This window comes from Pseudoalteromonas sp. S8-8, assembly GCF_000497875.1.
GTDB classification, from domain to species: Bacteria; Pseudomonadota; Gammaproteobacteria; order Enterobacterales; family Alteromonadaceae; genus Pseudoalteromonas; species Pseudoalteromonas arctica.
Genome location: NZ_AUTR01000069.1, coordinates 90,948 through 99,280, shown reverse-complemented (window position 1 = coordinate 99,280; position 8,333 = coordinate 90,948). Strand labels below are relative to the sequence as shown.

General features: G+C 39.7%; 8 protein-coding genes and 1 pseudogene. 5 read left to right on the top strand and 4 right to left on the bottom strand.

The features are described 5' to 3' along the window. Window positions 1-445: pseudogene (locus tag L659_RS1000000124145) on the bottom strand (IS30 family transposase); the annotation flags it as partial. Between the two features lie 249 nt (window positions 446-694). Between L659_RS1000000124145 and L659_RS0120900 the strand changes: the two are divergent. After that, window positions 695-1,093: a hypothetical protein gene (locus tag L659_RS0120900; RefSeq protein ID WP_024591782.1), complete on the top strand. Its 399-nt coding sequence runs from the start codon at window positions 695-697 to the stop codon at window positions 1,091-1,093. 160 nt (window positions 1,094-1,253) lie between these two features. On the opposite strand, the gene L659_RS0120895 is transcribed toward L659_RS0120900, so the two are convergent. Both L659_RS0120895 and L659_RS0120890 read right to left on the bottom strand, forming a co-directional pair. Continuing rightward, window positions 1,254-1,559 carry an MGMT family protein gene (locus L659_RS0120895; RefSeq protein ID WP_024591781.1) on the bottom strand — a complete coding sequence of 102 codons (306 nt, stop codon included), beginning with the start codon at window positions 1,557-1,559 and terminating at the stop codon, window positions 1,254-1,256. Then, window positions 1,549-2,451 carry a LysR family transcriptional regulator gene (locus tag L659_RS0120890; RefSeq protein WP_010552989.1) on the bottom strand — a complete coding sequence of 301 codons (903 nt, stop codon included), beginning with the start codon at window positions 2,449-2,451 and terminating at the stop codon, window positions 1,549-1,551. The genes L659_RS0120895 and L659_RS0120890 overlap by 11 nt, the downstream gene beginning before the upstream one ends. 122 nt (window positions 2,452-2,573) lie before the next feature. Here L659_RS0120890 and L659_RS0120885 point away from each other — a divergent pair, with 122 nt between their 5' ends. Then, window positions 2,574-3,656, top strand: coding sequence for an efflux RND transporter periplasmic adaptor subunit (locus L659_RS0120885; protein ID WP_024591780.1), 1,083 nt, complete (start codon window positions 2,574-2,576; stop codon window positions 3,654-3,656). Window positions 3,657-3,658: 2 nt separating this feature from the next. Beyond that, entirely contained in the window at window positions 3,659-6,727 is a 3,069-nt protein-coding gene (locus L659_RS0120880) for an efflux RND transporter permease subunit (RefSeq protein ID WP_024591779.1), read from the top strand. Between the two features lie 109 nt (window positions 6,728-6,836). Here the strand turns inward: L659_RS0120880 and L659_RS0120875 are convergent, their stop codons facing one another. Next, a complete protein-coding gene (locus L659_RS0120875) occupies window positions 6,837-7,169 on the bottom strand; it encodes a PBPRA1643 family SWIM/SEC-C metal-binding motif protein (RefSeq protein ID WP_010552992.1) in 333 nt (110 codons plus the stop codon). Window positions 7,170-7,410: 241 nt separating this feature from the next. Here L659_RS0120875 and L659_RS0120870 point away from each other — a divergent pair, with 241 nt between their 5' ends. Together L659_RS0120870 and L659_RS0120865 are read left to right on the top strand one after the other, a co-directional pair. Continuing rightward, entirely contained in the window at window positions 7,411-7,668 is a 258-nt protein-coding gene (locus L659_RS0120870) for a hypothetical protein (protein ID WP_024591778.1), read from the top strand. 59 nt (window positions 7,669-7,727) lie between these two features. Next, the gene (locus L659_RS0120865; RefSeq protein WP_024591777.1) at window positions 7,728-8,312 is read left to right on the top strand and encodes a hypothetical protein; all 585 of its coding nucleotides are present in this window, start codon (window positions 7,728-7,730) and stop codon (window positions 8,310-8,312) included. Window positions 8,313-8,333 lie beyond the last annotated feature (21 nt).

The following is an 8,333-nucleotide window of genomic DNA, read 5'->3' as shown; positions in this document are numbered from 1 at the left end:
CCCTCGGTTTGTTTTACCATGACTGCGCTTGTGATATTTCTTACCGTGTCGGCGCAGATGTAGGTATAACTCACCACCTGCTTTTTTATCTTCCCAGATATACAGATAAATGCATTCATGGCTGACAGACCGTTCACTTTCTTTGCGCAACCATCCCGTTATTTGTTAAGGACTCCACTTCTCATTAAGCTTCTGGGTAATTAAAGCCATCATTTCAGGTGTCATCTTAAGCGGTTTTCTTACACTTCTTCGGCGAAACAAAGCCCGCTCATGAGCTTGTTTGTGTCTGTAACCTCGCTTACCTGTATTTCTAGAAAGCTCTCTTGAAATCGTAGATTGCGATAAATTAGTTAGCTCAGCAATACTTTGTTGCGTAAAACCACTTTTCTTTAGAACGGCGATCTGGCATCTTTGCGCATAGGTTCAGTTGTTTGTAATGTCTCATTGTAAAATCTCTTGCCGGAGAAAAAGCAGTTAGCTTATGAGCAACTGACCACTTAATCTAGCCAAAACAAGTTATGCACTTACAATTTGAATCTAGGTAGTAAAATAACCTTTCCTAAGCATAATATTTATTAATGGCAATAACTTACACTATTTGCTATTAATAGAAACTCATAAAATAAGGGCGTTTTCGCGCTAGAATAGGGAAAGTGTCCACTGATAAAGCCGTTATGTAGCTTGGAGGATAATCATGCAACATGTCATAAATGTGTTAGAGCCTATTTTTCAAGAACATTGTTGTAGGGTCAAGTCGGCACCTGAGGAGTCTCTAACGATATTTAAACTCAGAGCTCATGGCCATGGTGTTCCTGATGAGGTGACTAAACAGTTAACCTCCTTTTATTTACAAGTTGCAGAAGTTCCTTGTTTGGACTCATTTGCTGTACATGGTTGTGATGAAATCATCATATTCGAGTGGTGGCAGGACGGTGAGCTATGGCTAGGTACAAAGGATTATTACATTTTACGTTGGTCATCTGAGAAAGCACGTTTTTGTATTGGGGATGCAAACAACGTAAGCTTCAGCAATGAAGAAGAGTTTATAATGTTTTCCGATGCCGTTGTAGCTTTAGCCAATGTATATTCGTGATGTTGAGTTTTTATGCTACATAAGAAAGGTATTTAAACTAAACAAAAAAAACAGTGAGTTACGATTTGTTTTGCTACGCATTTCACCCCACAATTGTTGTCCGCATAAGGCGGCGTTATCAACGTCCGCAATTGGCACTTACCTGCCAATAATAGTCACATCACTCCCACCGGCACTCGCGTATATTCACTTTGTCGTTTTTAAACAGTACGCCTTCTGATAGTAGCTTTTCGCGTTGTTCTTGGTATTTTTCGCTACCTTCAGGGAATGATATTTTACCTTGGCTATTCACTACCCTGTGCCAAGGTATAACCGAGTCGTTTGGCATCATTTTTAATAAGCGCCCGACCAACCGTGAGTTTTGCGGGTAGCCCGCAAGTGCTGCAACTTGCCCGTAACTTGCTACTTTTCCTACTGGTATGCCTGCGATAACAGTATAAATAAGCGTTTCTTTATCAATATCCATTGTTGTTAGAATATTCCTTACTTAATTGTTTAAATTGCTCCCAGATAGTACGCGCTACAGGGCCGTGGTGCATTGCATGCTGCCTAAAGGCTCTAATTTGCGCGCTAAATTTATGCTCTCGGTCAGTTATGTGTATTTCTTGAAGTAAGCCTGCTTTTATTTCAGGGTCGCAGTGCTCTAGGCTCATCATTGCCCAACCCGCACCTGAGAGTAAAAACGATTTTAGGGTCGATACATCATCAATTTTCATCATGGCGGAGCCTTTTGAGTACGATAGCCTGTCGCTGTCGATACTCAAGTCACTTTCAAACATGGCTAAACACGGATACGTTTGCAGTTCGCTATAGGTGAGTTTTTGAGGGAGTACGCCTTTAGCGCTCACAATGCCAATATCGAGCCTGCCTATGGGTACGCTTTCTAAATCGCCTGTTGCATGAAATAAATCAAACCACGGGCCAATGCCTAATTCGGCTTGCCCACTGTTTACTTGCTCTAATGAAATAAAGCGCTTCCCGCTGGTTAAGCTAAACTCTGTGCTGGTAAACAACCTAAAAGTATTACTTATGATCTCGTTATAACTCTGCATATGACAAAGTTGCTCGTAACAAACTCTAAATTGGGGTTCATTACCTAATGCCAATTCTTTAGCGAGCTGTGCCAGCTCGTCGTTGGCATGCAGTAGTTGCTGCGCTTCGCGGTGAAAAACACGCCCTTTTTCAGTAAGCTGCAATCGGTACTTACTTCTGTCTAGTAACTCAAATCCTATTTTGGCTTCTAAGTTTTTAATTGCGAGTGTAAGCGCGGGCTGCGTTTTATGTAGCTTTAGTGCTGCTCCACTTAAGCTTGCGCTTTGCACTATGGCATCTAAAATTATTAATTGATTCAGCTTCATATACCGCCCTGCAACATCATAAATAAAACTTATTGAGTTTCTAAAATTTAATGATTTTTATTTTATATGTTTGCAGCGTATGCTGCACTTAATTATTTTGCCATGATTGCAACGGAGAAGACATGAAACTCTTTCGTCTATGTTTATTAACAACGACCTTACTTAGCTTAATAGCCTGTTCTGAGCCAGAACAACAAGTTAAAGAAGAGCCTATTCGCCCTGTTAAATTATTCAACATAGGTCATGATACGCAAATTAACATTCGTAGTTTTCCTGCTGAAGTTGTTGCAAACCAAGGCTCTTACCTTGCTTTTAGGGTAAACGGCGAACTTGTTAAGTTTCCGGTTCTTGCTGGTGAACACGTTGAAAAAGGTGATTTATTAGCAAAACTGGATCCAGAAGATTTTCAATTACAGTTTGACGAACGTAAAGCGCGCTTTGAATTGGCAAAGTCACAACTTGGCCGTATTGAGCAATTGTTTGAGAAAAAAATCACCAGCCAATCAGAATTAGATCAAGCCACTGCTAATATGCAAATTGCTGAATCTGCATTTAGAATTGCACAAACGAACCTTGAATACAGTGAACTACGCGCACCATTTTCAGGCACTGTCGCTAAGGTGTTTGTTAAAAACTTTGAAAATATTCAAGCAAAGCAAAATATATTACGCTTAGAAACACGCGATTTAATGGATGTAGAAATCCAGGTTCCTGAAAAAATAATCGCTCGCCTTAAAAAAGGCACCGATTACCACCCTACTGTAAAGTTTGATGGCTTTGACGATAAAGAATACACACTTGATATCAAAGAGTGGGACACCCAAGCTGACCCTGCAACGCTTACCTATAAAGTTGTGTTTTCGCTACCAGTACCTGAGGACTTTAATTTACTAGCGGGTATGACGGGTAGCGTGCTTATAGATTTAAGTAAAGTAACACGCTCGCAAGTTGCTTATACAATATTACCTATCGAGTCGGTGTTTTCTGAGCCGCAAGAATCAATTGAAGATAACGCCTACGTATGGCTTTTTGATTCAAAAACTAGCCAAGTGCACAAACAAGCTGTAAAGGTTGGCCAGTTGCACCGCGATGGTATTGAAGTATTAAGCGGTATTGAAGAAGGCCAAATTGTGGTTTCTGCCGGTGTGCATTCACTAAAAGAAGGCATGAAAGTAAGAGCATGGAATAAAGAGCGAGGCTTATAATTATGAGCTTTGCACAACTCTCCATAGAGAAAAAAGTAATCAGTTGGATGTTTACGCTGCTGCTATTAATTGGCGGTAGTGTGTCGTACTTTGATTTAGGGCAACTAGAAGACCCTGAGTTTACGCTTAAAAAAGCCATGGTTATTACCATGTACCCTGGCGCTTCGCCGCAGCAAGTTGAAGAAGAAGTTACTTTTCCGATTGAAAACGCGATTCAGCAATTACCTTATGTTGATTACGTTACGTCTATTTCATCTAACGGGAAATCACAAATTACTGTTGAAATGAAAAGCACTTATCGTAAGGAACAACTCCGCCAAATTTGGGATGAAATGCGTCGAAAAATTAACGACCTTTCTCCGTCATTACCCAGTGGTGTTTACCCAAGCACTATTTTGGACGACTTTGCCGACGTTTACGGTGTTATGTATTCGGTAACCGGTGATGGTTATTCGTATGACGAGCTTAAAGATTACGTCGATTTTTTAAAACGTGAACTGGTATTGGTTAAAGGCGTAAGTAAAGTAACAATAGCGGGTGAACAACAAGCGCAAGTAATGGTTGAAGTTTCTACGCGTAAACTTGCTCAATTAGGTATTGCGCCAAGCCATATATTCCAGTTATTGCAATCGCAAAACACGGTATCTAACGCGGGTAAAATTCGCGTGGGCGATGAATCAATTCGCCTGCACCCTACCGGTGAATTTAAAGACGTAAAAGAACTCGAAACGTTGCTTATTTCAAAATCGGGTGAAAGTGAACTTATTTATTTAGGCGATGTTGCAAAGGTTTACAGAGAGTATGCAGAAGTACCAAATAACATTATTCGTTATAACTCTCAGCAAGCTTTACTTATTGGCGTGTCGTTTATGTCGGGTGTTAACGTGGTTGATGTGGGTAAAAACATAGACGAGCATTTAGCATCACTTGAATATCAACGCCCTCATGGTATTCATATAAATTCTGTATACAACCAACCACAAGAGGTTCAAAAATCGGTTGATGGTTTTATTATCAGCTTACTTGAAGCCATTGCGATTGTTATTGTAGTCCTGCTGTTATTTATGGGTTTAAAAAGCGGTATTTTAATTGGTGGTATTTTACTGCTTACCGTACTGGGTACGTTTATATTTATGAAGTTGTTTGCTATCGACTTGCAACGCATATCGCTTGGGGCACTTATTATTGCGCTTGGTATGCTGGTTGATAACGCAATAGTCGTCACCGAAGGCATACTTATAAACCTTAAACGTGGCCAAACAAAACTCAAAGCGGCTGTTAATATTGTTGAGCAAACAAAATGGCCTTTACTAGGTGCAACAGTAATTGCAGTCACTGCCTTTGCGCCAATTGGTTTAAGCTCTGATGCCAGTGGTGAATTTGCCGGTAGCTTGTTTTGGGTGTTGTTTATTTCGCTTTTATTAAGCTGGATAACAGCAATTACGCTAACGCCATTTTTTGCTAATTTAATGTTTAAAGAAAACGAATTTAAAAACGAAGAAGGCCAAGAAGATGAAGACCCATACAAAGGCTTTATTTTTAATGGTTACAAAGCGATTTTAGATTTAGCGCTGCACTTTAGAAAAACCACGCTTATATTAATGGTTGTTTTACTGTGTACAGCGGTTGTTGGTTTTGGCTCTGTAAAACAGTCGTTTTTTCCTGCCTCTAATACGCCTATGTTTTATGTAGATTACTGGCAAGAGCAAGGTTCTGATATTCGCTCAACCCTTGAGGGCGTTAAAAAACTTGAACAGTTTTTATTAAAAGAACAGCTTGTTGAAGAAGTAACAAGTACAACAGGCCAAGGTGCACCGCGCTTTATGCTTACCTACGCGCCAGAAAAATCATACCCAGCGTACGGGCAATTAATTATTCGTGTTTCCAACAGAGAAGCCGTAGCAACTGTAATGCAAACAGTGCGTGATTACTCACACAATTATGCACTCTCTGCACAGCTTAAAATTAAACCTATGGAAATTGGCCCCTCTACTGATGCAAAAATAGAAGCTCGTTTTTCGGGTCCTGACCCCGTGGTATTAAGGCAGTTATCCGCTAAAACCAAAGAGATATTAGGCAAGGACGACGGTGCATTCAATATTCGAGATGACTGGCGCGCACGTACCAAAATGATTCGCCCGCAATTTAACGAGCAAAAAGCACGTCGATTAGGTATTAGTAAATCAGATTTAGACAATGTATTACTAACGAGCTTATCGGGTAAACAAGTGGGCGTATATCGCGATGGCACGCAGTTGCTACCCATTATTGCCCGTTCTCCCGCTAACGAGCGCTTAAACGTAGAAAGCGTACACGACCTTCAAATATACAGCCCAGTATTGGGTGTATTTGTACCAGTGACTCAGGTTGTAGACGAATTTGATGTGCAGTGGGAAGACAGCCTAATAATGCGCCGCGATCGCAAACGTACTATTACAGTAATGGCCGATAATAATGTATTAGGGGATGAAACACCTGCAAAACTATTTGCCCGTATTCGCGGTCCGATAGAGAACATGGAACTACCGCGTGGTTACCAACTAGAATGGGGCGGCGAGTTTGAGTCATCAAGCAAGGCGCAAAAAGCAATATTTGGCTCATTACCGCTGGGTTATTTAGCGATGTTTGCAGTCACGGTATTACTTTTTAACTCACTTAAACAGCCACTTGTTATTTGGGCAACTGTGCCTTTGGCTATTATTGGTGTAAGCGCGGGCTTGTTAGCAATGAATGCTCCGTTTAGCTTTATGGGTCTACTTGGTTTGTTAAGCTTAAGCGGTATGCTAATTAAAAACGGTATTGTATTAGTTGATCAAATAAATCTTGAATTAAGGGAAGGTAAATCGCCCTATGAGGCCGTATTTGACTCTGGTGTGAGCCGTGTACGACCGGTTGCAATGGCAGCTATAACCACTATTTTGGGTATGATCCCGCTGTTATTTGACGTGTTTTTTCAATCAATGGCGGTAACGATTATGTTTGGTTTAGGCTTTGCTACAATTTTGACTCTAATTGTAGTGCCAGTACTTTACACGGTTATATTTAGAATTGATTACGAGCCACGTAAGTAGTTAAACATATAATTGGTTAACATTAAAAAATGCCACTGGCTCAAGGTCAGTGGCATTTTTATTTAATACCGATGAAAAAAGAAAGGCTACATATTTAGTTGTTAAGAAACTAACCGCAACACTTTTTATATTTTTTGCCACTACCACATACACAGGGTGCGTTACGCTCTGGTACTTTATCAAATACTTGTGGTGTTGACTTGCTAAGCGCAAAGTCTAGTTCGCGAATATCTTCTGGTACGTCTGCTTTAACTTCAATTGAAGCAAACAGCGAATGCTCTTCTAGTATTGCTTCTATTTCTGATTGTCGTTCAGCTGAGTTTACAATTAGCGTTAACGGGTGTAACTCTGTGCCGACCTTTGCGGTACGATTTGGCGCAAATCCATTACTGTTATTTTTACCCATTATGTCGGGCTTACCCATAAAGAAAAATTTTGACATGTTACTTCTATAACCTTTCTACATTATTAAGACGGCGCATCTTAACAGCTTACCCAACATATAACTAAGTGTACTTGCTAATGCACAATATAAATCAAGCTTTAGCGTATATACGCCTAATATAGCGACATAATGAGACCATTTAATGGATTTAGGCAAAATTTGAATTCGAAATATAGTAAAATTATCATGACTCAACTTAGTGCCGTTTTAGTATCTAACTCAATATTATGGAAAAGCATTGGAAACCTTTAAAATTGCAGTACTAATAGCAGGCAGTCTTTTTATACTTTTTGGTTATTTACGCTTTATAACTGACGATAGTGGTAACGTGAACTTAAACAACTACCGTTTTACAGGGGGCATACTACTGGTTATTTCCGGTATGGTTGATGGCACACGCGACCTTGTTAAGCGCTTGCGTTCTAAAAACTCGTTATCGGCGATTGCAGTTTATTTAGGTATACTCTTATTTTATATTGGCTTTAGCATTCAATAGCTAAACATTAAGCGCTAATTTGGGCTTTATACAAGCAGCATTTTATAAGTGAATCCCCTGTGACCTTTAAACAACTATTCAACAGCGCCTTATTACTTTTAGTAACAGCACCTCCGCTGGTTTTACTTGCATGGGATGAACAAGCCGATCCCGCTTTTATCCCCAACGGTATATATAACACCTTAACATTTACGTTATTTCCAATAATAACGATCGTGTTATCGGTTGCTTTATTTAGGCACCTATATAAAAAATACAATAATAACGTTGAATTTAAACATACGGTTAAGGATTATATTGTTGAGCACGGGAAATTCCGCTCAGTATTTATACCAATCGGTTTACCTATTTTAATTTACTTATGGTTGTGGACGTCAGTATGTATTTCAGTAAAGTTACTGGCTAATAAATACGGCGATAATATATGGCAGCAAGAATATCAGTTACTCGAAGTAGGTACTTGCCCAACTGATTATGAATACAGTTGCGCAAAACTGACTGTACTGGATTTAAAAAGCTATAAAAAGCACACTTTTAGATGGTATTTAGATAAAGGTAGATTGGTGGGTTTGCAAAATAACAACGTAAACTTAGTGGGCGTTAAAAGCCCACTTGGTAATATAGTACAAGAAATACAGTGGTAGTAGAATACCACTTAGCTGCAC

Bases quoted from the DNA above. Each gene is read 5' to 3' on its own strand.
- L659_RS0120900 (WP_024591782.1), top strand. From the start codon at position 695: ATGCAACATGTCATAAATGTGTTAGAGCCTATTTTTCAAGAACATTGT.
- L659_RS0120895 (WP_024591781.1), bottom strand. From the start codon at position 1,559: ATGGATATTGATAAAGAAACGCTTATTTATACTGTTATCGCAGGCATA.
- L659_RS0120890 (WP_010552989.1), bottom strand. From the start codon at position 2,451: ATGAAGCTGAATCAATTAATAATTTTAGATGCCATAGTGCAAAGCGCA.
- L659_RS0120885 (WP_024591780.1), top strand. From the start codon at position 2,574: ATGAAACTCTTTCGTCTATGTTTATTAACAACGACCTTACTTAGCTTA.
- L659_RS0120880 (WP_024591779.1), top strand. From the start codon at position 3,659: ATGAGCTTTGCACAACTCTCCATAGAGAAAAAAGTAATCAGTTGGATG.
- L659_RS0120875 (WP_010552992.1), bottom strand. From the start codon at position 7,169: ATGTCAAAATTTTTCTTTATGGGTAAGCCCGACATAATGGGTAAAAAT.